The sequence below is a fragment of the Bacillus sp. FSL K6-3458 genome, from assembly GCF_038005045.1.
Taxonomy (GTDB): Bacteria; Bacillota; Bacilli; order Bacillales; family Bacillaceae; genus Bacillus; species Bacillus altitudinis.
The window spans coordinates 1,394,305-1,417,301 of the sequence record NZ_JBBOSI010000001.1 but is presented as its reverse complement, the minus strand read 5'-3'; the positions used below and the strand labels follow the sequence as shown (position 1 = coordinate 1,417,301).

Below are 22,997 nucleotides of genomic sequence, written 5' to 3'. Positions count from 1 at the left end.
ATCTATGAGCAAGCCGGCTTTGTTTATTTAGCCAATGATTGGCGTCTCCATTCGAAGAGCTGGATCGCGCCAAATCTCGATCCATTTTTTAATAGCGAACACGATAATGACAAAACCTAAAATCAGCATAATCATCGAAAGCACGGCATTCAGTACACTGTAGCCAGATGCTTCAGGATTGAGATAGACATTCGCAACCATCCAATAACCCGCATAATTCACCGTCACATATAAGTAAGCAAGTGGAATTAAACAAGTCAACATATACCGTCTTTTATCCGCAATTTTTAATACAACCGTCGCCCCAATGATTAATCCGACCGAGGCCATTAATTGGTTTGACACGCCAAAGAGTGCCCAAATGGATCCAATGTCTCCAGAGTAAAGCAAGTATCCCCACATAAAACAAGCAAGTGCACTTGCAAAGACTGACCCTGGTACCCAGTCATTTCGTTTCAGCGGTTTATATGCTTCTCCAAAGAAGTCTTGGATCAAATATCGCGCGACACGGGTTCCTGCGTCAATCGCCGTTAAAATAAAGACGGCTTCAAACATAATCACGAATTGGAAGAAATAAGAGGCCAAATGACTAAAGAACGGAATACCCGTAAAGATGTACGCCATCCCTACAGCTAATGTAACAGCTCCACCTGTTCTTCCTTCTAAGTCAAGACCGATTTCTTTGCTTAGTTGAGGAAGATTCTCGACACTCATACCAAGCGTACGGAACACTTCAGGTGTACTATTAATTGCAAAATAATCTCCCGGATGAAGCGCAGTAGCGGCAATTAACGCCATGATTCCCACTAAACATTCTACGAGCATCGCGCCAAACGCCACCGGCTTCATATCACTCCAACGATCTAGCATTTTTGGCGTTGTGCCAGAGCCAACAAATGCATGAAAACCAGAAATCGCACCACAAGCAATGGTAATCGAAATAAAAGGCCATACAGGTCCAGCTAAGACAGGCCCTCCTCCATTTACAAACTCCGTAAACGCCGGAAATTGGATGGTTGGATTAACCACAAAGATTCCCGCAATCAGCGCGATGAAAACACCAATTTTCATAAAACTGCTTAAATAGTCTCTTGGTGCCAAAAGCAACCAAACCGGCAGGGCCGCAGCAAAGAACGCATAGATTGGCAGGGCAAGAGCAAGCGTTTTTGTATCAAGTGTTAACAAATCTCCAAGTGCTGTTCCTTGAATATTCGGTCCAAGGAATACCCCCAACATCAGTAATATGAATCCCGCAGATGTCGCCAGCTTTAAATTGCCTGTCTTTTTATAATAAAGGCCGACTCCCATCGCTATTGGAATGGTAATACCAACTGCAAAGGTTCCCCAAGGATTTCGTTCTAAAGCATGAAGCACAACCATGGACAGTCCTGCCATTGTAATTGTAATAATAAATAACATGGCGAGCCCTGTGCAAAATCCTGCAACAGGACCAAGCTCCTCTTTCGCTACCTCGGATAGTGATTTCCCCTTTTTTCGCATCGAAGCAAACAAGACCACAAGATCATGAACAGCTCCGCCAATCACCGCTCCAATTAAGAGCCAAAGGAGACCAGGTAAATACCCAAATTGTGCGGCTAAAATCGGACCAACTAATGGACCAGCAGCGGCAATTGCAGCAAAGTGATGCCCAAATGTGACCCATTTGTTTGTTGGCACATAATCTTTCCCATCCTCGAGTGCATGAGCCGGTGTAGGATGATCATCTGTGACCTTTAGTACCTTTACCATCATAAACGTGCCATAGAGGCGATAGGCAATCGCTAAAATACACATCGATCCTATCACAATTGAAACCGCATTCATTTAACCATCCCCTTTGTATAAACAATTTGTTACAAATATAACATAAATTGATTGATTTTTCTTTCTTTTAAAACCGAGTTGACAAATAGGAATAATTGATTTAATCTAAAATAAGCTTCACCTACTTCCATAAACTCTCTTTTGACAGAGCCTCAATTGGCTCTGTCCTTTTTTATTGATTTCATCTTACATAAATACAAGATGGATCACATGTGCCTTCCTCACTAGAAAAATATCACTTCATTTACTGAAAACAGTTCTTTTGACACAACTTACATTCCAAAGTTCATTTCCTGGGAAATTCAACGCAATTAAAAAACCTTTCCCCATACTGAGGAAAGGTTTCATCATTAAGAACCGTACGTAATTTGTTCGACCGTTTTTTGATCAAGTCTTTTGATGACTTCTGTTAAAAGCTTCACCGCATTTTCATAATCATCTCGATGAATCATGGCTGCATGGGTATGAATATATCTGCTTGGAATCCCGATGGATAGTGATGGAACGCCATGACCTGTTAAGTGAATACCTCCAGCATCTGTTCCTCCACCTGGCATGGAATCATATTGATAAGGAATGTTTAATTCATCTGCAGTTTGGACAACAAAATCGCGAAGCCCTTTATGAGAAACCATGGAAGCGTCGAATACAACAATCGTTGGTCCTTTGCCAAGTTTGCTTGTTGCTTCTTTTTCAGTAATACCTGGTGTATCACCTGCTACTCCAACATCAATAGCAAATCCAATATCAGGCTGGATGGTAGCTGCAGCTGTTTTAGCTCCTCGCAAGCCAACTTCCTCTTGGACAGTTGCTACACTGTATGCAATATTTTCATGCTGAGTATCCTTTAAATTCTTCATGACATCAATCGCTACTGCACAGCCGATACGGTTGTCCCAGGCTTTTGCAAGAAGCATTTTTTCGTCATTCATTACCGTAAACTCAAAGTAAGGTACGATTTGATCTCCAGGGAGGACGCCCCATTCCATTGCCTGTTCTTTGCTCGAAGCCCCAATATCAATGAACATATCTGTGATTTCGATTGATTTCTTTCGTGCTTCTGGTGATAAGACATGTGGCGGTTTAGAACCAATCACACCTGTAATGTCTCCTTTTTTCGTCACAATGGTGACACGCTGCGCCAACATAACTTGTGACCACCAGCCACCGACCGTTTGAAAACGAATATAGCCTTTGTCATCGATTTTTGTCACCATGAATCCTACTTCATCTAAGTGACCAGCAAGCATCACTTTAGGCCCATTGGCATTTCCTTCCTTCTTAGCAATTAAGCTGCCAAGGCGGTCTGTAGAGACTTCATCCGCATATGTTTCTATGTATGACTGCATGACTTTTTTTACATCACGTTCATTTCCTGGAATCCCTTTTGCATCCGTTAGGTCTTTCAGCATAGTTAATGTTTGATCTAGTTTTGTCATTCTGTGTATCCTCCTTTTTCTTCATGGTGCATTCTTATTATACAAAACCTCTTTCGTTCAATACGATCTTTTTATGAATATTTTTTCGTTAATCGAAATATTTTTTTAAAAAAAGTTGAAACCTTTTGTCTTTCTCATTCGTAGTACATCAGATAACGGTATTGGAGGTGCATCCTGTCATGTTTGTCATCCTCATTAGACTTGCTCTTGTTGCATTGCTTGTCTATATATTCTACATGGCGGTAAAATTCTTCTCAAACCCGAGAAGAAAGCTGAAACAAGCACAATTAAAAGAAGGCTTTTATTTTATGGACGAACAGCAAAATGCCCGTAAAAATTTTAATTTCGTCTATAAAGGTGTCTTGTTTGAAGGGGAGAAGCATGTTCCTTCTAAGGATCATCCTCTGTTTGTCCACTCCATTTACGTTTGGACGGAGTCACCTGAGAAGCTAAGTGAATTCACATTAGAAGACTTTGAAAAACTTGAGGAAAACATCATTGAACGGTATCCTCAAACAAAAATTGATTGGGATCAGCCCATCAAAAAAATCAAACAGAAAAAGGGAGCAGACACGCCGACTTAACGGCGTCTGCTCCCTTTTCAGATGAGATTGAGATAGACCAATATCACCAATTGGACAACAATTAAAGCAGGCATACCCATTTGAAAGGCAGGATGCTTTGTTTTATGACGGAAATACTGCATGCCAAGAAATGACCCAGCAGCACCAAAAAGTACTGCAGCACTCCATAAGTGCGCTTCTGATATTCTCCATTTGTGTGCTTTCGCCCGGCGTTTATCCTCTCCCATGAGACAAAACCCATAGACATTGACCAAGATGAGCAGCACGATCAGAGCGATATTCATTGATTTCACCTCACATGATGAGAAAAAAAGATCACTCCTTGGCGGAATGATCTTTTATATGACTTACTTGTCTAGTTGTGCTTTTGCAGCATCAGCAAGCTGGTTGAATGCGTTTAGGTCATTCACAGCAAGATCAGCAAGCATTTTGCGGTTTACTTCGATACCAGAAAGCTTTAAGCCATGCATTAAACGGCTGTAAGAAAGACCGTTCATACGAGCTGCAGCATTGATACGAGTGATCCATAGTTTACGGAAGTCACGTTTTTTCTGACGACGGTCACGGAAAGCGTAGTTTCCAGATTTCATCACCTGTTGGTTTGCTACTTTATATAATCTATGTTTTGAACCGAAATAACCTTTTGCTAATTTAAGAACCTTTTTACGACGCTGACGCGACACAGTTCCGCCTTTTACTCTTGGCATTGTAATTCCCTCCTATGTTTCCTATTCCAGATTACTTGATGTTTGCAAGTTGTTGTTTGATACGTTTGAAATCTCCAGCACTTACGATTGCGCTCTTACGCAATTTACGTTTTTGCTTTGTAGATTTGTTAGCGAACAAGTGACTTGTGTACGCATGAGAACGTTTAAGTTTACCAGAACCTGTTTTTTTGAAACGTTTAGCAGATCCGCGGTGAGTTTTCATTTTTGGCATTGGATGTTTCCTCCCTCTGTTACTTTTACTTTTCGACTTTTGGTGCAAGCATGAGGAACATGCTGCGTCCGTCCATCTTAGGTTTTGTTTCTACTGTTGCTACTTCAGCGCAAGCTTCAGAGAAACGGTCTAACACGCGCTGTCCGATTTCTTTATGCGTAATCGCACGGCCTTTAAAGCGGATAGAAGCTTTCACTTTATCTCCCTTTTCAAGGAATTTGATTGCATTACGGAGCTTCGTGTTAAAATCATGTTCATCGATTGTCGGGCTCAACCGAACTTCTTTTAAGCTAATGATTTTTTGATTCTTACGTGCCTCTTTTTCCTTCTTCTGTTGTTCGAATCGGAACTTACCGTAGTCCATGATTCGGCAAACAGGTGGTTTTGCATTTGCAGCAACTAACACAAGGTCAAGATTGGCTTTCGTAGCAATTTCCAGAGCTTCCTGGCGGGTTTTAATCCCCAGCTGATCGCCATTTTGTCCGATCAAACGAACTTCACGCGCACGAATACCTTCATTAACTAATTGATCTTTGCTAATAGTGAGCCACCTCCATGAGATTTTGAATTGAGTTCACAATTCATTTTGACCATTTCGTTGTATGTTTTACAGGCAAACAAAAAGTGTGGGCATATAAAACACCCACACTGCGAACATTTGCATGAAAAAATAAATGTACGGTCAACCTGTCAACTACAAACATGTGTCAATCAGGTGAGAAGCGGGTGCTTCTGCTTGTGATATCTATTCAATTCGTTAACTATTCTACACAATTTTCATTTGTCCGTCAAGTAACCGAACTCTTGAAACAACTTTTTCATTTTAGCATGACGAAACGATTTGAGCAAGCCTTTTTCAAACAATGCTGCGATTAAAGAATCAATTGCAAGAAGATTGGGATGACAATTACGGTGACAACCCCTACTACCACCACAGCGATACTCGCCATTGCCGCTTCCACTTCCCCCATCTCAATCCCAACAGAAACGCCAAGCGCATGTCCAGAAGTACCAAGTGCAAGGCCTTTGGCCACTGGGTTTTTAATCCGAAACAGTTTTAAGAAGAAGGCACCTAGCGCATAGACAATCACAGCATTAAAAATGACTGCAAAGGCTGTAATATCTGCAATTCCGCCAATATCTTTTGCAATTGGCAAAGCAATCGCTGTCGTCGCTGCTTGTGGGAGCATGCTTTTCATAACAGCAGCATCAAGATGAATCCCTTTTGCTACTATATAAACAATCGTAATAGAACAAAGTGAGCCGACAAAAATAGCGGATAGAATTTGCCACCAGTATTTCTTCAGCAGTGCTCGCTGTTTATAAAGAGGAATCGCAAACGCGATGGTCGCAGGCTCTAAGAAAAACTTGATAATCTTACCGCCTTCATTATAATCTGCATAGGAAAAACCGCCAATTTTCAAAAACAAAATGCCTAACACCATGGCAACAAATAGCGGGGTGAATAAGAAGAAACCTTTAGACTTTTTAAATAAAAATGTGCCAATCCCAAAGGCCACTAATGAGACGACAATGCCAAAATAAGGACTCATAGTACTTGTACCCATCTTACACCTCTCCTTTAATGCGTAGTTGAAGCTGGTTTATTTGAATGAGAAGGAGTGGATTTGCTCTCCTTTGTCTTTTGTCGCTGCTGTGGTCTTTCTGATAACTGCATCAGAAGCTGAGAGAACAGCCCAGTGGCGGCAAGTAACATAATGGTTGCAATGATAATCACACCCACTACCTGTACCCCTACTTCTTGCATGACACCTAATGATTGAATGACCGAGATACCAGAAGGAACAAATAGAAAACTAATAAGACCTGTCAATGAGCTACCTAATTGCTCTACTTGCTCTAGTTTCACAATCTTTGTTGTTAATAAAATAAATAAAAGAACCAAACCAATAACAGATGCTGGCATCGGAATCGGTAAATACATTGAAATGAGATTAGAAACGAACATTACCGTTGCAAAGATAAATGCTTGAGATAGAAATCCATATACTTTTGTGGCACTCATGCCCTTTCACCTCTTTCTTCGACTGCCCTCAGTATATGGCATGAAACAAACAAATGAAGCGTTTACAATAAAACTCACCTAATATCCTGACTGAAATGCAAAAAATGAGGATTGAAATGCAAATGAAAAAAGCCGCCCTATTCTAATAGGAGCGACTTCTTTAGTTCTTTCGCATATGTTCGGCTGACAGGGACGATAGACCCGTCTATCATATGAAGATTATACGTTGAATTAAACCAAGGCTGCACTTCTTTCATATGAGACGTGTTGACGATATAGCTTCGGTGAACTCTCATAAAATAAGCCTCAGGTAATTTCTTTTCAATGACCACAAGCGGTTCTGTCACCTCATACATTTGATCTCTTGTTTTCACAACCTTTTTTCCTTCACTAAGCCCTATATACATAATCTCGTCAACCTGCAAGATCACAATAGACTCATCGACAGAGATCGCTAATTTTTGGTTGTGAGAAAATTTGTCTTCTGAAAGAGACGGCTCCTGCGTCTCAATAGCTTTCCACTTCTTAAACTTTTGCATCGTTTGCAACAGCCGCTCTTCATCAAAAGGCTTTGTTAAGTAATCTAGTGCACTCACCTCAAACGCCTTCAGCGCATATTGATCAAATGCTGTAGCAAATACAATCGCCGGCGGATCAGACATTCGGTTGAGTCTTTTGGCAATATCAAATCCATTCTCACCTGATAAATCGATATCTAAAAAGAGCAAATCGGGCTTATGATCGACCATCCGGTCAAAAGCAGATTCTATATTTTCCGCTTCCTCCATTTGAACATTCTCTTTTGTTCTTTGTAACAAATATTTTAATTCGTCTCTTGCTAAAACTTCATCATCTACAATCAATACCTTTATCAACGAGAATCATCCTTTTTTACATAATCCATTGGAATGCGAAATGAGATGTCAGTGCCATTGCCGCTATGAATGGATAAAGCAGCTGGCTGGCCAAAAATTCCTCTTAGCCGCTGGTCTAAATTATAAAGTGCTGTACCTGTTCCTTCTTTTGATTCAACTGGCGATTTTAATAATTGAGCCATCTTGTCGTCTTCAATCCCCTGGCCATTATCTGTGACTTTCATATAGACATGCCCATCTTTTATCAAAGCGGATACGATGACTTCACAATTTGTTTGATGTTTAGGAAAAGCATGTCTCACTGCATTTTCAACAAGCACTTGAAGCACAAAGGGAGGGATCATGACCTGTTCCAGCTCTTTTTCAATTTGAAAGGTCACTAGATATTTATTTGGGAATCTCGCTTGCTCCAGTGATAAATAAGCCTCCACATGCTGAATTTCTTTATGCATTGGAATAAGCAGCTGGCGAGCACCTTGTAAATTCGATCGAAAATAAATACTCAGCTGTAGTAGCAACTTCCTTGCCATCTCTACATTCGTTCTACACAAAACGGAGATGGTGTTAATGGCGTTAAATAAAAAGTGCGGATTCACCTGGGCCTGAAGCGCCTTGATCTCTGCATCTTTCAGCAGACGGCTTTGGGTCTCAGCCTCCCCAAGCTCAAGCTGTGTGGAAAAGAGCATCGCCAAACCTTCTGCAAGCTCTTCTTCTACTCTGCTTAATCCGACTGGAGAATTGAAATACATTTTTAATGTTCCAATTGTTTGACCATTAGACGTGAGTGGAAGCACTATGGCTGCTTCAAGCGGGCAGTGGGCGACTGAACAATTGATTTCATCTTTTGAGTGCGCCTTCATAATCTTCCCACTTATCAACACTTGCTTAGACAGTCCTGTAATCAGGCTTTTCGATGGAATATGATGATCTGTTCCATCACCGACATGCGCTAAAATCTTTTCTGTATCTGTTAAGGAGACAGCATCTGTTTCTGTTAAACGATGAATGATTTCTGCCACACTTTTACATGATTGTTCGTTTAGCCCTTGCCGGAAATAAGGAAGTGTTTGATCTGCGATAGAAAATACTCGATGCGTCTGCATCGCTTTCGCCTGCTCTTCCTGACGAATTATTGACTGTAAAATAGATAAAAAGATAAAACTCCCGATTCCATTCACAAAGATCATCGGCAGCGCAATAATACTCACAAGGCCCCAAGCATCAGCAAATGGCTTCGCAAACAGAAGGATAATGACCATTTGTAAAGATTCCATCGCTACACCAAAAATCGCTGCTTGTCGCGGTGTGACCATTCGATTCTTCCGCTTAAATCGCCTGCCGACATAGCCTGCAATCACACCGGCTAAAATGGAAGAAATTGCACAGCTAAGCGCGGTGCTCCCTCCTAGTGAATAGCGATGAATGCCAGCTAAAAGCCCAGCACCAATCCCTACAAACGGCCCCCCTATTAAGCCGCCCATTTCGATCCCCATAATTCTCGTATTGGCGATAGAACTTGATGAGCCTAAGTGATATGAAAATTCGTGGTTCATCACAATCTGCTGCTGGATTTCAATTCCAGTGTAATTGCTGATGATACTAAAAGAAGCAAAAATAAAGACAAGGATTGCCTTTTTTCGAAACCCTTGATTATGTAGTAAGAGATTGCGAAAGCCCTTGACATGGGCAAGCACAAATCCCAAAATAACGATGATTCCTACACGCTCAATCATCATAATAATTAAATGAAGCAAACCGGTCACCTCAATTGATGTATGTGATATCTACTGTCTATCTATTCTATCATGCACGGTCAATGCACAAAAATCTCTCAAATCTTTTCTTTATTGCCCTCTCCTTCTATTGTAAAATGAACATGAGCCTGTCACATGCAATTGAGGGTAACTACATACATAACAAGGGAGAAGATCATGAAAGCCGTATTTTTCGATTTAGATGATACTTTGCTTTGGGATGAAAAAAGCATTCATACCACTTTTCAGGAAACATGCAGGGAAGCGGAAAAGAAATATGGACTTGATCCAGAATCGTTTGAACAGATTGTGCGTGAAGAAGCAAGAAAGCTGTACTCTTCTTATGAAACATATGATTATACTGTTATGATTGGCATTAATCCTTTTGAAGGACTGTGGTCTAATTTTAGTGAGCCGATTAGCGAAGGCTTTCAAAAGCTGAACGCCCTTGCACCAGAGTATCGCAAAAACGCATGGACGAACGGCTTAAAAGAGGCAGGAATTGACGATGAAGCATTTGGTCAATACTTAGCAGATTTCTTTGCAGCAGAGCGCAGAAAACGCCCGTATGTCTATGAAGAAACGTATCCTGTTTTAGAGCGCCTGAAGGGCACCTATGAATTACTCCTTTTAACAAATGGAGATCCTAGTCTGCAAAAAGAAAAACTTGCAGGTGTTCCGGAACTTGCCCCTTACTTTAATGAAATTGTGATTTCAGGAGATTATGGAAAAGGAAAGCCTGATCCTGGCATCTTTGAGCACTGCCTTCAGCTGTTAAATCTCACAAAAGATGATGTCATCATGGTAGGAGATAATCCAAAAACAGATATTCTCGGCGCTTCTCGCGCTGGCATCCAAACCGTTTGGATCAATCGTCATGGCAAGAAAAATGAAACAGATGTGACACCAGATTATGAAATTAAAGACTTACACGAATTGTTTGATATTTTAAAATAAACCATAGGAAAAACACCCTTCTCCTGATCGAGATTGGGTGTTTTTTCGTTTTCGGCTATACAATTGCTGCTAAACTTTGTGCTTGACGATCTAAGCCGCGTGCTGCTTCTCCTACATTCATGAATTCTTCGCTTGCTTGCTTGACAAGATCCCGGTTTGTAAACACGCTTGTCTTTGCACGGCTTGTTCCGTTGCTGACCTTTTCAACTTCTAAATGGATCGCCTTCACATAACGATCCACCTTTACGATCGCTTCCTTTGAATCTGTCGCAAGCTTACGGATTTCTGCTGCGACGACACTAAAGCCATTTCCATAGGAACCCGCATGCGCAGCTTCTATGGCCGCGTTCAATGCGAGCAGCTGCGTTTGGGAAGCGATACTGTTAATCGTTGTAGCAATTGAGCTGATCGACTCCACCTGCTCTGTTAACCCTTCTAGCAAACTCATGTTTTGATCCGTTTCATTCGCGATATGTTCAAAAGAAGCATTTACACTTTGACTATGCTGGATGCCGATTTCCGCTCGCTCCATTAATTTTGCAGACATATCCTTTAGGTCTTCTACTACCTGCTTCATTGTGTTTTCTCTCTCTGTAATATCTGTTGCCACTTTCACGACAGCCACTACATTCCCCTCTTCATCGAGCACTGGCGTATACGTCGCTTCAAGCCATAAGGTGTCACCGTACTTCGTGATCCTCTGCACCTTTTCCTGAAACACTTGACCATTCTTCAAACGCTTCCAAAACATTTGATAACTTGCGTCTTCTGCAATATGCGGAGGACAAAACTGTCTATGCTTTAAACCAATCATTTCTTCCTTTGAATATTTCATGGCTTTTGCAAAAATATCATTGACCCATAGGACCTTACCTGTGACATCAAATTCAATCATCGCCAGTGAGTGCTCTAGCGCACGAAGCACAGCTGATTGCTCCAATACTTGTGTTGATACAGTATTTGTTGTTTGAATCATTGCTTTCATTCCCCCAATTTGCCTCTCTCTAATAGTACATACTTACCCATACTTTCGTACTATCTAAACGTATCATTTGCGCAAATGGATCACTAGTGGAGAATTTTTTTCCATAAGAAAAAAGCCAGCAACCTCAATAGATGAGATCACTGACTGTTTCGTTCGCCTTCATTATTTTTTTGCTTCTGCGACTGCATGTTTCACAAAAGCTTCGAGGTCCATTGTTTCTGAATCTTGTTCCCCATATTTTCTTACATTGACCGCGCCATTTTCTGCTTCTTGATCACCGACAACTAGCATGTACGGGATCTTTTGCATTTGCGCTTCTCTAATTTTGTATCCTATTTTTTCATCACGACTGTCTAGTTCTACACGCAGTCCTTCAAGCTGCAAACGTTCTTGCACTTTTTTCGCGTAATCTAGATGGACAGATGGTGAAACCGGGATGACTTGGAATTGTACAGGTGCCAGCCATGTTGGAAGAGCTCCTTTGTATTCTTCAATTAAGAAGGCAACGAAGCGTTCCATTGTGGACACAACTCCTCTATGAATGACAACTGGACGATGGTGTTTTCCATCTTCTCCGATATATGTGAGATCGAAACGCTCTGGAAGTAAGAAGTCTAGCTGTACAGTAGACAAAGTCTCTTCTTTTCCAAGAGCTGTCTTTACTTGGACGTCAAGCTTCGGACCATAAAATGCCGCTTCGCCTTCTGCTTCATAGTAGTCATGTCCAAGCTCGTCCATTGCATCTTTCAGCATAGACTGTGCTTTATTCCACATTGCATCATCGTCAAAATACTTCTCAGTATCTTCTGGATCACGGTAAGATAAGCGGAATGTGTAGTCATTCAAGCCAAAGTCTTGATACACTTCTTCAATTAGGCGAACTGTACGAATGAATTCGTCTTTGATTTGATCTGGACGAACAAAGATATGGGCATCGTTTAATGTCATCCCGCGAACACGTTGAAGGCCGGATAAAGCACCTGACATTTCATAACGGTGCATTGTACCAAGCTCTGCAATCCGAATTGGCAATTCGCGATAGCTGTGCGGCTCGTTTTTGTAAATCATCATATGGTGCGGACAGTTCATTGGACGGAGAACAAGATCTTCATTGTCCATTTCCATCACCGGGAACATGTCTTCTTGATAATGCGCCCAGTGGCCTGATGTTTTATACAATTCTACACTCGCAAGAACGGGTGTATACACATGCTCATAACCAAGGCGTACTTCTTTATCAACAATATAACGCTCAATGACGCGGCGAATTGTTGCCCCTTTTGGCAGCCAGAGCGGAAGACCTTGGCCCACCTTTTGAGAGTTCGCAAACAGTTTCAATTCTTTGCCTAGTTTACGGTGATCACGCTCTTTTGCTTCTTCAAGCAGACGTAAATGCTCGTTTAATTCTTCTTTGCTGAAGAAAGCTGTTCCGTAAATACGCTGAAGCATTTGGTTGTTACTGTCGCCTCTCCAGTAAGCACCTGCAAGGCTTAACAGCTTGAATTCTTTGATTTTCCCTGTAGACGGCAAGTGAATACCGCGACATAGATCGAAGAATTCACCTTGCTCATAAATTGTGACGGCTTCGCCTTCTGGGATTGCTTCTAACAGCTCTAGCTTCAATTCATCGCCAATTGCTTCAAAGCGTGCTTTCGCTTCTTCTCTAGAAACTTCAATGCGCTCAATCGGCAAATTGCTGTTAATGATTTTTTTCATTTCTTTTTCAATCTTTGGTAAATCTTCAGGTGTAATCGCTACATCGATATCGACATCATAGTAAAAGCCATTTTCGATGACAGGGCCTACGCCAAACTGGACGTGATGCTCTTTTCCATAAATGCGTTTGATTGCCTGTGCAAGCAAATGCGCTGTGCTGTGTCGCATAATATCGAGCGCTTCTTCACTCTTATCTGTGATGATCTCGATTGTTCCACTTTCTAACAGCGGCGTACGCAGATCTATTTCTTTGCCGTTCAATTTACCGGCAAGCGCTTTTTTCTTTAGGCCTGGGCTAATTGATGCCGCGATGTCTTCTGTTGTAGCTGTTTTATCAAACTCCTTGACTGCTCCATCTGGAAATGTAAGTTGAATTTGTTCTGACATCTCTAGTCACTCCTTTTTTTGGCAATATAAAAACCCCGCCCCCTGGAAAGGGACGAGGTTGAATAAACGGAATCGTGGTTCCACCCTTTTTCCCGTATTTGCAGCTTGCTTTGTCAAAAGCAAATACGGCTTGTGGTTCAATAACGGGAATTCCCGTCAGCTATTACTAAACAGTTCACAGCTGATGTTCAAAGGTGGTAAAGCAAATGGTCCTCTGCTAGGAAGCTTTCAGCCGCGGCTTCCCTCTCTTTAAGCGGGTGTTCATTTGTTCATGTCCTTATCAATACGGTCTCTGTATGAAGTTACACCGTATTATAAAACGTTTTTTCGTGAAAATCAAGAAAGCTTTTCACTTTTCTTTTCCAAATGACTAGGAACAAATTGAACATGCTGTTCCTGAAACGAATGAGAAGGGAATACCTCAACTCTTTCTTGAAAAATATTTTGAATGGTTTGCACCATCGAGTGACCTGTATCATCTGTAAATAGGTCAATCTTTTGTGGCGCAATGGATACAAGCGGTGCAATCAACTGCGAATCAATATACATTGGATGCTCTCTTACAAACTGTCTGTCTATGTATTGTTTTTGATCACGCTCAGAAGCGTACCGAAATTCCCAAATCATCAGGCGGTCCTGATGCACAACATGTACTTTTTCAAGCTTAGGTTCTCTTGACATCACATAGTCTCGAAGGGATTGAATAAAGTTTTGATATTCTTGTTCCATTTTATATTCTTCGATGGATACTTCAACATAGTTCTTCAGCCTTCTGTCATACGCTGAGAGCCTAAATGTCATAAATGAACCAATGGAAAAAACACCTTTCTGTAAAGAAATCGTCTCAAGCTCTTTTTTTAACAGATCCTCCCTCGGTGGGTCTTGATGAATTCCAGGAATATCATCTAGATCCCCTTTCATGATGCTATGGGCGATTGAAAGAATTTGGTGCTGCTCTTCTGGATCTTTAAATAAGTATGTGTTTTCAAGGATGCTGCGCATGCGTTCATTTTCTTTGCATTCCAAAAAAAAGTGAATCAGCAATGTCCGCACAATGTGCTCTATGGCTTCTCCTGATTTTTTCGCTTCTATGAGAAGCCGGTCTTTCCCTTGTTGAATCGAAATGTGATGCCGACTGTCCAAGTGTTCAGCAAGATGTAAAAAAGCGGCGGTATCATATTCATCTTCAAAGATTATTTCAAGCATGTTTGTCCCCCCTAACGACATCTGTTACATATATATGGGGGGAACATAAAAAATAGACGCCTAAAATAAATCAGGCATCTTTCTTTTTAAAATCAGTGGCACTGAGATAAAGATCAAATAAATCAAACAAACAATCGCTAAGGCGGCATAATTTCCGCTTACAAAGCTTGATCCAAGGACATTTAACGCCACAGTACCAGGTATTAATCCTAAAAAAGTCGCTGCCGCAAATGCACGATAATTCGCACGTGAAGCTGCTGCGGCATAACTGACAAAATCAAAGTGAATGGGCGCAATGCGTAATAAGAGGATATAAAGAAATCCATGCTCTTGAATACGGGACGTCACCGCTTTTAGCTTCCGATTGCTTGATTCGGTTTCCTGCTTGTTTGAACGGAAGGTTGAGGCAAGCAGGAAAGATCCTGTTGCACCTGCTGTCGCACCAGCTAAGGCATAAATGGTCCCAAGGACACTGCCGAATGCCAAACCTGCTGCTAGCGAAAAGACGGTGAGAGGGACAAGCACAAATGGACGAAAAAGTGATAAGAAAAGAAAGACAAAGGGAGCTAGCATCCCAAATTGAAGAATCCAATTCTTCACATCTTTCGGCGACAGTTGAAGATGCTGTTTGTTGAGCCACCATAGCACAGCAGCTAGAACGCCAATCACGAGGAAAAGCAGCCATTTTCTTTTATTCATTTCATCCGCTCCCCTTCACGTGACCTATCTTTTTATAAATGACGGCGATTTTCCCCTTCAAGCAGAACTGGTTCAGCTAGGTAGAGAATACGTTCCATTAATCGAGCTGCCTTCACCTCTTCTTTTTCCCCGCGCTGCGAGTACGTAAAGTGATGTTTTAACTCATTCGGTGAGAAATTAGAAGAGAAAAAAGTCGGCAGCTGCTCTGCCATGCGGTATTGCAAGATTGTTCCTAAAAGTTCATCTCGTACCCAGCTTGTCATCGACTCTGCTCCAATATCATCAAGCATTAAAATTGGTGTTGATTTGACCATATTCAGCTTCTCTTCGAGTGTATGATCGGCTAACGAATTTTTTAACTCTCTCACAAATTCAGGCACGTATACAAGGAGAGATGGATACTCTTTTACCGCTAACTGCTGCGCAATTGCTGCCAGAATAAATGTTTTTCCGACCCCAAACTTTCCATGTAAATAGAGGCCTTTTCCCTTACCTGTTTCATCATAACTTTGCAAGAATTGACCTACTTTTTGAATGACTTCTTGTCTTCCAACCACATTTAAATCAGCAAACGTCGCTTGAAGAACATTCTGCGGAATGTACATGCTTTTCATGAGTTCTTGCTGTTTTTTCTGTCTATCAAGCCGCAGTTTGACAGGACAAGGGGAATATTCAATATCAATGCTCTGACCTTTGATCACAAGCTTCGGGTGATACCCGTCTAAAATGACATTTACATTCTCTTCCTCTAAGCAGTAAGAACAACCCTTTGATTGTTGTACATATTCAAAGAGCCTGTTCAAGCTGCGATTGATCATGTCTTCTTGGATGTCCTCTTGATGCTCCTTTAAAAAAGCTTTTACATCTTCATCAGCTAGGACACTTTCTTTAATCTGATTGTATCTCACGCGAAAATCTACCCGCCCTTTTAGCTGATCAAATGAACGACCGATCGGTTTCATCTCCATCTCACCTCACATTAATGTGCATTGTACTTTTTCATATTATTAAACTGATCTAACAATTTTTCTTTTTCTCGTTCGAGGTCCTCTGTAGACAAGTTATCTGTCTGTTCCTTTGGCTGTTCTTTCGTTTCAGCTTCCTTCATCCAGTCAGGCAGTTTCTCCTCGCGGATCACTTTTCCTGATCCATATGATTGACGCTTATTTTTTTGCTGCGCCCATTCTGTCATTTGCCTATTCTCTTCTTTGGCAATTTTCATAGCAGCTGCCACTGTTTTGATTTTCTTTCGCACCCAGTGGGCGGCGATTTTCTGCATATATGTTTTGGACAGTTTCATATCGGTTTTTAGCAGTGTATAGTAGATCAGGACATTCATGACCCCAGGCTCTAGCTGCTGCTCAAGCATAATATCTTCAACAATTCTTAAGTCTGCATACGTCGGCTCAATGCCATCTGCCATATCTTTTAGAAGCTCTCTAGGCGAAATATGATCAAGCTTTTCAATCAATTTCGCATCAGGCGCATCTGCACCTGAATTCTGCGTGACATTGTGACGTAAATGTCTTGGCTGTTTTTGATCAATCAGCTTCGGCTGTTCGCCTCTGTATTCAATTTGATACCAGTCTCTCGCTGCTTTTCGCAGATCCTCAGTTGATATCATCTGATCTGAACCACAGGCACCTGCGACAATATTTTGCATTTGCAGCGGGGTGATGCCATAGACGACCGCTAACTTCTTAATTGTCTCTTTCACTTGCTTTGTCAAAGCCTTTCTCGGAATCATCATATCCGACATGCCTGCTAACAGGAGATCAAAATCAAAAGATTCATCTGAAAGCGGTGCAGGCTGACTTGAGCCAACTGTCACATATTCGTAGCCCTCGTCAAGCGATGACGCCTGATTGATTTCCTCTGTCATCTTGCGCTCTCCTGGCTGCAAGACGTGAAACACTTCTTCAAACGATCGGGAGATGTTCTTTGCATCAGCAGGAACTCCTGGATAAGAAAAATAATCACGAAGCTGCATATATTTTGCTTTCTCTACCCGATGATACAAAAGGACATTCAGCATACCGTCTTGGAAAAATTCATCCGGTCTCAGCGGCGGCACGAGCTCATATGTAAACAGTCTGCCTTCTTCCGTTTCCTGTTCATATGTGCGGAGTAATCCGATCGCTTCAAGCTTTAAGCGCTCCTCAAAAATATCATTTAAATTCGTTTGCAGCATCACCATCAGCTGACGGTGAGGTGCGGGTTTCCCCCACATTCGATTTTGTTCCAGCTCTCCCCACAGCGTCATGTATAAACTGAAAGCGGACATGCCAATAAGCGGCTGATATAAAAGAGTAATAAGCTGTCTATCGATGTCACCGAGCAATGAAGCGCTTTTGACGACATACGGATCGACGGCTAGCACTTCCTTCCAATGCTCTGTCATATGCTGATCCTCCCTTAATACGGTTGTCTTCATTGTACACTCTTTTCGCGTTTTACGCTTTACGCAGGAAAAAGAGCATGAAGAATCTTCAGCTCTTTTTTAGCGTTCTTTCTTTAATAAATCTTTTAATTCATCAATAAATACATTGATATCTTTAAATTGACGGTAAACCGAGGCAAACCTGACGTAAGACACTTCATCAATTTTCGCCAGCTCGTCCATCACCATTTCCCCTACAAGCTCGCTTTTCACCTCTGACATGCCTTGGTTACGCAATTCCTTCTCGATGTTAAAGCAGACATCCTCGAGCTGTTTTAAAGCGACAGGACGCTTTTCACACGCTTTAATGAGGCCTCTCAGCATCTTTTCCCGGCTGAATTCTTCTCGAATTCCTTCTTTTTTCACCACAATCAATGGCAATTCTTCTAATTTTTCAAACGTCGTAAAGCGATATTGACAGCTTTCACACTCTCTTCTCCGACGGATGGACTTCCCTTCATCTACTGGTCTTGAATCAAGCACCCTTGTGCCAAGGTGCTGACATGTGGGACATTTCATTTCATCAGCTCCGATCTCTTCTTGGAAGTTGTTTGTCTAGTTCTTTATAAAGGGACAAAACAGCCTTTTGACTGTAGCCAAAGTCTGTTGGCAGTGCTGTTTCTGTTGTCACATTAAAATCGACAGCTGTTTCAAAAGGACGAATTGAAATGACAGTCGCCACGAGAAAAGCTTTTTTCGGCGTTCGTATGTTTGCGCTGATTTCACCTCGTTCTGCTGAAACAGATGTCACTTGATAGGAATCGTTTCTTAAAAGAACGGCTTCTACCGCTTGGAAAACTTGAGTTTGTGTCGATTTGTAGTAATGGCTTTTCAGCTCTGACACTGGATGATGGTCAGATGTTTCTGTATGATTTGAAATGAATCGTTTGAGCTTTTGTCCTAAAGTCATACACGTATCCCCTTTGTCATAAACCCTCTTCTTTATTTTATAAAAAAAACCTTTGTTTTCCTAGAACAAAAGTATAGACAGGTTGGATCATGCTGGATGCCCGTGTATGGAACAAATATAAAAAGGAGCATAACACAAAGGCATTTAATGCTTTTGGCCAGCTCCCATTGCAATCTTTTTTATGTTTACAGTGCTTTGGCTTGCGCCTGTTTCACTTGTACAGGTCCCATGCCTCGAGGAATTTCGATGTTTTCTCTTGTTTCAGCACCTAGTTCATCTCCGATATGATCTGCTGCAATATTCGGATCTAGATCGCCGCAAGTATAAACATCTATGCTCGCATAACCATGTTCAGGAAAGCTGTGAATTGTCAGATGAGATTCAGAAATAATGACAACTCCACTTACTCCTTGAGGTGCAAATTTGTGAAAAGCAACCTCTCTTACTTCAGCTCCTGATTTCAAAGCTGCATTTACAAACGTTTTTTCAATAAAATCCATGTCGTTCAGTTTATCACAGTCGCATCCCCATAACTCGGAGATAACGTGACGTCCGATTGTTTCCATCATGGACCCCCCTTAAACAAGAATGAAAGAGTGAAGTTCTAAGCAGCCGGACCGGACATATACCACGGGGGAAAGTTAGTCCAAAGAGGTCCTAACCCTTTAAGTATACCCGAATGAGTCTGCGAACAAGAAGTTCACGAAAAATAGTATACTTTGTTTAGACCCATTTTGCAAGCTGTGTTTTTAGTGGGATTTTCTCTCATTTCTTGAAAAGGGACGTTCAGTCTTCTTCATTTCAAACAGCTGAAAGCTCTTTCATCTGGGAACCAACAAACTTTACAAGATCAACCACTCTGCAAGAATATCCCCATTCATTGTCATACCATGCAAGAACTTTTACTTTTCTGCCTTCCATCACCATCGTTGTAAGTCCATCAACGACAGCAGAATAAGGGTTTGTGTTAAAGTCTGTGGAGACAAGTGGTTCATCTGTGTAGTCTAATATGCCAGCAAGAGATGTTTTTGAAGCCGTTGCAAAGGCAGCATTGACCTCTTCTGCTGTGACATCTTTTTTCAAGTCGACCACAAGATCAACCATCGATACATTAGAAACTGGCACTCGAAGTGCAAGTCCATGTAATTTCCCTTTCATGTGCGGCAGCACTAAAGAAAGCGCTTTAGCGGCACCCGTCGTCGTTGGAATGATGGACTGGGCACATGCTCTTGCCCGGCGCAAATCCTTGTGGGGGTTGTCGATATTTTTTTGATCATTTGTATAAGCATGAACCGTTGTCATTAAGCCGTTGTCGATGCCAAATTCATCATCTAACAGCTTGACAACTGGTGCTAAGCAGTTTGTTGTACAAGATGCGTTTGAAATAACGACGTGCTTTTCAGGATCAAGATCATCCTCATTGACACCCATTACAATTGTAACGTCTTCATTTTTACCTGGAGCTGTAAGTACGACCTTTTTCGCTCCGGCATCTATATGGCCCATCGCTTGATCTTTTGAATTAAATTTCCCTGTTGCTTCGATCACGATATCAATCCCAAGCTCTCCCCATGGAAGCTGCTTTGGGTCTCTATTATTGAGCAAATGCACTCTTTTGCCATTGACAATCAACGCGTCATCTTCTGCTGTCACATCGCATTCGTAACGTCCATGATTTGTGTCATATTTAATTAAATGTGCTAGCGTTTCGGCAGGATAGCTTGCGTTCACCGCTACAATTTGAATTTGATCATCAAGCATTGCTTTTCTGAAGACCATGCGTCCAATTCTGCCAAACCCATTGATCGCTGCTTTTACCTTCATGAACAGGTCACTCCTCTATTATGTGTTATACTCAATAAATTTATTTATGAAATTAGTATATCACATTAGAATGTAATTGCCAGTATATAAACATATATTTTCAAAAAAGGGCTGTTCTTTGCAATGAAATTGACGAAAAAAGCATAAAAAAAGAAGAGTACTGTATGTACTCTTACTTATCTGTATGTTCCCATTCGTTTAATATGTTCTCTAATTGCTTTCTAATAAAAGCAAGATCTTTTGTGTTTTCTATCACGCGGTCTGCTTTTTGGCATTTTTCCTCAAGAGGCTGCTGGGAGTGAATGCGATTCAGTGCTTCTTCCTCGCTCAGGTCGTTTCGATTCATGAGCCGCGACAGCTGCAATTCAGGCGTCGTGTACACAACGATGATGCGGTCGACTAGACCTTCCAGCTTGCTCTCGAATAGGAGCGGGATATCAAGCACAACAAATGTTTCATTGTTGCTCACCCCTTCATCACGCTGCTCGAGCATTTCCTTTCTGACTTCAGGATGAACGATGGCATTGAGCTTTTTTCTTTTCTCTTCATCAGAAAAAATGATCGCTCCAAGCTGCTGCCGGTTCAGTTCACCATTTGGCAGAAGAACCTCTTCACCAAAAGTTTGAACGATTTGATGAAGGGCAGCCGATCCTTTAGAAACCGCTTCTTTTGCAATGATATCAGCATCCACCACCCGAATGCCTTTCTCTTTTATCATCTGCGAGACTGTGCTTTTTCCGCTAGCAATCCCGCCTGTTAATCCAATGACGAGCGTCAATTCGTTTCCTCCTTTACAGCTTCCACACCCCAATTAAAATGAGCAACAGCCCTGGTAAGCATGCGAGTTTATCGATCCAGCGCCAATTGGCCAAATAATGACCCGCACGCAGTCCGATGCATACAAAAAGAGAACTCATCACAGCGACCGTGATGCTCATGACAATTGGAGAAAAACCAAGAATCGCTGCACCGATTCCTGCACCAAATGCATCGATGGATAAAGCAATTCCAAGAAGCACCGCTTCCATTCCATTAATGGTGCCAGAGCGGTCAATATCTGCACTTGTAGGCTTTCGCAAAATATGAATGACAAGCCCAAGAGACTGCACTTCTACATTGAGAAGTGTTTTTTCATGAAGGAGCAAATCACGCTCTTTCGCTGGTTTATAAAATTGATACAGAACCCAAAGTCCGATGGCAATTAAAATGCCTCCACCCAGTTTATCTGTCACTGAGACAGGGAGGAATGTCGTGAGCAGGCTGCCAATCAGCATGGAAATGAGCAACACAATTCCTGAACAGCAAGCAATAATAACGATGGCTTTAAATGGAATCCTCATCTTGCGAAGACCATACGTAAAACCTACAGAAAAGCTGTCAATGCTGACGGCAATAGCTAAAAACAGAAGCGAAAACGAAATCATACCTGTACTCTTCCTTTCTGTTCATGCAACGATGATCAAGAGTCTCTAGGCGTCCTTAGACTCTTCTTCACTATATGAAGAGCAGGTGGGCTGTGTGTCAGTCTACACCTTGCTGAAAAAAGAATGTTTTTTATCGTATGCATGGCAAAAAGGAAGCATGCTGACGGCTTACCTTTATGAAGGGCGTTTTTGGCAGGTCACACAAAAATGAGTGCCGCGCCCTCCCACCACTGTTTTCTCTATGATACTGCCGCACGTCTGGCAAGGTTCTCCCCGCCGGTCATATACAAGAAGCTGTAATTGAAAAGTCCCAATATCACCTTGTGAATTGATGTAGGAGCGAATGGTGCTGCCTCCTGCATCAACAGCCACTTGAAGCGTGTCAATAATATGTTTGTGGAGCACCTTGCAAGATGCAAGACTTAGCTGATTCGCTTTTGTTTCTGGATGAATACCTGATTTAAACAGCACTTCATCTACATAAATATTACCGAGGCCAACCACGATTTTTTGATCAAGTAAAGCCGTTTTGACTACGCGGGAGGTTTTCTTTAATTGCTCCCATAAATAGTCTGGTGTAAATGAATCTGAAAAAGGTTCATACCCCAGCTGTGATAGCGGAAGTTCTTTTTCTTCTTCGCCTGGCTGAAATAGATGCATCGTCCCAAATTTACGGACATCATGGTACCGAAGTTCGGTACCGTCTGTGAACGTAAAGACGACGTGTACATGTTTATCATAAGGCTCACCAGTTTCATGTACACGGTATTTCCCTTCCATTCTTAAATGGGAGACCATCACATAGTGGTCTAAATGAAAGAGTAGAAACTTCCCTCTTCTTTCAATGGTTTGAATGGTTTCTCCTACCATCCTTCTAGCGAACTCTTCCGGTTCCCCAGGACGTTTGATGATATTTGGCCATTTGATATCGACCGTTTCAATCGTTTTTCCTTTGACTAACCGTTGAAGAGTGCGCCGGACGGTCTCAACCTCTGGTAATTCCGGCAT

General features: G+C 41.8%; 26 protein-coding genes and 2 other annotated features. Of the genes, 3 read left to right on the top strand and 23 right to left on the bottom strand.

What is annotated here, in order from left to right; genetic code table 11:
• Positions 1-27: 27 nt before the first annotated feature.
• On the bottom strand, positions 28-1,824 hold the full coding sequence (cstA, locus tag MHH23_RS07395) for a carbon starvation protein CstA (protein ID WP_340959181.1): 1,797 nt from the start codon (positions 1,822-1,824) through the stop codon (positions 28-30).
• Between the two features lie 350 nt (positions 1,825-2,174).
• Positions 2,175-3,263, bottom strand: coding sequence for a M42 family metallopeptidase (locus tag MHH23_RS07390; protein ID WP_017358255.1), 1,089 nt, complete (start codon positions 3,261-3,263; stop codon positions 2,175-2,177).
• Between the two features lie 179 nt (positions 3,264-3,442).
• On the opposite strand from MHH23_RS07390, the gene MHH23_RS07385 reads away from it, so the two are divergent.
• Positions 3,443-3,847, top strand: a complete 405-nt coding sequence (locus MHH23_RS07385) for a sigma-w pathway protein ysdB (RefSeq protein ID WP_168948482.1) — start codon at positions 3,443-3,445, stop codon at positions 3,845-3,847.
• A gap of 17 nt (positions 3,848-3,864) precedes the next feature.
• Here the strand turns inward: MHH23_RS07385 and MHH23_RS07380 are convergent, their stop codons facing one another.
• The 4 genes from MHH23_RS07380 to infC all read right to left on the bottom strand — a co-directional run bounded on the left by MHH23_RS07380 (position 3,865) and on the right by infC (position 5,327).
• The gene (locus MHH23_RS07380; RefSeq protein WP_008346019.1) at positions 3,865-4,131 is read right to left on the bottom strand and encodes a DUF1294 domain-containing protein; all 267 of its coding nucleotides are present in this window, start codon (positions 4,129-4,131) and stop codon (positions 3,865-3,867) included.
• 63 nt (positions 4,132-4,194) lie between these two features.
• A complete protein-coding gene (gene rplT / locus MHH23_RS07375; RefSeq protein WP_007501659.1) occupies positions 4,195-4,554 on the bottom strand; it encodes a 50S ribosomal protein L20 in 360 nt (119 codons plus the stop codon).
• Between the two features lie 31 nt (positions 4,555-4,585).
• A complete protein-coding gene (gene rpmI / locus MHH23_RS07370; protein ID WP_003216324.1) occupies positions 4,586-4,786 on the bottom strand; it encodes a 50S ribosomal protein L35 in 201 nt (66 codons plus the stop codon).
• Between the two features lie 25 nt (positions 4,787-4,811).
• On the bottom strand, positions 4,812-5,327 hold the full coding sequence (gene infC, locus MHH23_RS07365) for a translation initiation factor IF-3 (protein ID WP_024718649.1): 516 nt from the start codon (positions 5,325-5,327) through the stop codon (positions 4,812-4,814).
• Positions 5,328-5,398: 71 nt separating this feature from the next.
• Positions 5,399-5,530 (bottom strand) — a sequence feature (ribosomal protein L20 leader region).
• Here infC and MHH23_RS07360 point away from each other — a divergent pair.
• A complete protein-coding gene (locus tag MHH23_RS07360) occupies positions 5,489-5,662 on the top strand; it encodes a hypothetical protein (protein WP_268430943.1) in 174 nt (57 codons plus the stop codon). (Overlaps the previous feature by 42 nt.)
• On the opposite strand, the gene lrgB is transcribed toward MHH23_RS07360, so the two are convergent.
• The 4 genes from lrgB to MHH23_RS07340 form a co-directional block, all read right to left on the bottom strand.
• Positions 5,659-6,354 (bottom strand): antiholin-like protein LrgB, encoded by a 696-nt coding sequence (lrgB, locus tag MHH23_RS07355; protein ID WP_172793272.1) that lies wholly within the window; start codon positions 6,352-6,354, stop codon positions 5,659-5,661. The genes MHH23_RS07360 and lrgB overlap by 4 nt on opposite strands.
• Before the next feature lie 14 nt (positions 6,355-6,368).
• Complete coding sequence (gene lrgA / locus MHH23_RS07350) at positions 6,369-6,812, bottom strand: antiholin-like murein hydrolase modulator LrgA (protein ID WP_035391171.1); 444 nt, start codon at positions 6,810-6,812, stop codon at positions 6,369-6,371.
• A 137-nt stretch (positions 6,813-6,949) separates the two neighbouring features.
• Positions 6,950-7,687 carry a LytR/AlgR family response regulator transcription factor gene (locus MHH23_RS07345; RefSeq protein ID WP_041506746.1) on the bottom strand — a complete coding sequence of 246 codons (738 nt, stop codon included), beginning with the start codon at positions 7,685-7,687 and terminating at the stop codon, positions 6,950-6,952.
• Positions 7,684-9,441, bottom strand: coding sequence for a sensor histidine kinase (locus MHH23_RS07340; RefSeq protein WP_268430970.1), 1,758 nt, complete (start codon positions 9,439-9,441; stop codon positions 7,684-7,686). The genes MHH23_RS07345 and MHH23_RS07340 overlap by 4 nt, the downstream gene beginning before the upstream one ends.
• Before the next feature lie 177 nt (positions 9,442-9,618).
• Here MHH23_RS07340 and MHH23_RS07335 point away from each other — a divergent pair, with 177 nt between their 5' ends.
• Positions 9,619-10,398 (top strand): HAD family hydrolase, encoded by a 780-nt coding sequence (locus MHH23_RS07335; protein WP_024718651.1) that lies wholly within the window; start codon positions 9,619-9,621, stop codon positions 10,396-10,398.
• 55 nt (positions 10,399-10,453) lie between these two features.
• Here the strand turns inward: MHH23_RS07335 and MHH23_RS07330 are convergent, their stop codons facing one another.
• The 13 genes from MHH23_RS07330 to mutM all read right to left on the bottom strand — a co-directional run bounded on the left by MHH23_RS07330 (position 10,454) and on the right by mutM (position 22,997).
• Positions 10,454-11,374 (bottom strand): methyl-accepting chemotaxis protein, encoded by a 921-nt coding sequence (locus tag MHH23_RS07330; protein WP_268430939.1) that lies wholly within the window; start codon positions 11,372-11,374, stop codon positions 10,454-10,456.
• Between the two features lie 171 nt (positions 11,375-11,545).
• Positions 11,546-13,486 carry a threonine--tRNA ligase gene (thrS, locus tag MHH23_RS07325; RefSeq protein ID WP_007501674.1) on the bottom strand — a complete coding sequence of 647 codons (1,941 nt, stop codon included), beginning with the start codon at positions 13,484-13,486 and terminating at the stop codon, positions 11,546-11,548.
• Between the two features lie 45 nt (positions 13,487-13,531).
• Positions 13,532-13,779: a binding site (T-box leader), on the bottom strand.
• A 43-nt stretch (positions 13,780-13,822) separates the two neighbouring features.
• On the bottom strand, positions 13,823-14,692 hold the full coding sequence (ytxC, locus tag MHH23_RS07320; protein ID WP_039168873.1) for a putative sporulation protein YtxC: 870 nt from the start codon (positions 14,690-14,692) through the stop codon (positions 13,823-13,825).
• A 60-nt stretch (positions 14,693-14,752) separates the two neighbouring features.
• Positions 14,753-15,391 carry a TVP38/TMEM64 family protein gene (locus MHH23_RS07315; RefSeq protein WP_007501676.1) on the bottom strand — a complete coding sequence of 213 codons (639 nt, stop codon included), beginning with the start codon at positions 15,389-15,391 and terminating at the stop codon, positions 14,753-14,755.
• A gap of 32 nt (positions 15,392-15,423) precedes the next feature.
• Positions 15,424-16,353 (bottom strand): primosomal protein DnaI, encoded by a 930-nt coding sequence (gene dnaI, locus MHH23_RS07310; protein WP_008346034.1) that lies wholly within the window; start codon positions 16,351-16,353, stop codon positions 15,424-15,426.
• A 17-nt stretch (positions 16,354-16,370) separates the two neighbouring features.
• Positions 16,371-17,792 (bottom strand): replication initiation and membrane attachment family protein, encoded by a 1,422-nt coding sequence (locus MHH23_RS07305; protein WP_017367826.1) that lies wholly within the window; start codon positions 17,790-17,792, stop codon positions 16,371-16,373.
• A gap of 99 nt (positions 17,793-17,891) precedes the next feature.
• Complete coding sequence (gene nrdR / locus MHH23_RS07300) at positions 17,892-18,350, bottom strand: transcriptional regulator NrdR (protein WP_003216720.1); 459 nt, start codon at positions 18,348-18,350, stop codon at positions 17,892-17,894.
• Between the two features lie 4 nt (positions 18,351-18,354).
• Complete coding sequence (locus MHH23_RS07295) at positions 18,355-18,741, bottom strand: cytosolic protein (protein WP_096881727.1); 387 nt, start codon at positions 18,739-18,741, stop codon at positions 18,355-18,357.
• Between the two features lie 185 nt (positions 18,742-18,926).
• Positions 18,927-19,307 carry an adenosylmethionine decarboxylase gene (gene speD, locus MHH23_RS07290; protein WP_003216492.1) on the bottom strand — a complete coding sequence of 127 codons (381 nt, stop codon included), beginning with the start codon at positions 19,305-19,307 and terminating at the stop codon, positions 18,927-18,929.
• 235 nt (positions 19,308-19,542) lie between these two features.
• Positions 19,543-20,565, bottom strand: coding sequence for a glyceraldehyde-3-phosphate dehydrogenase (locus MHH23_RS07285; RefSeq protein ID WP_268430937.1), 1,023 nt, complete (start codon positions 20,563-20,565; stop codon positions 19,543-19,545).
• A 172-nt stretch (positions 20,566-20,737) separates the two neighbouring features.
• A complete protein-coding gene (coaE, locus tag MHH23_RS07280; RefSeq protein ID WP_024718656.1) occupies positions 20,738-21,343 on the bottom strand; it encodes a dephospho-CoA kinase in 606 nt (201 codons plus the stop codon).
• Between the two features lie 13 nt (positions 21,344-21,356).
• Positions 21,357-21,989, bottom strand: a complete 633-nt coding sequence (gene ytaF / locus MHH23_RS07275; RefSeq protein ID WP_007501684.1) for a sporulation membrane protein YtaF — start codon at positions 21,987-21,989, stop codon at positions 21,357-21,359.
• 174 nt (positions 21,990-22,163) lie between these two features.
• Positions 22,164-22,997, bottom strand: coding sequence for a DNA-formamidopyrimidine glycosylase (gene mutM / locus MHH23_RS07270; RefSeq protein ID WP_007501686.1), 834 nt, complete (start codon positions 22,995-22,997; stop codon positions 22,164-22,166).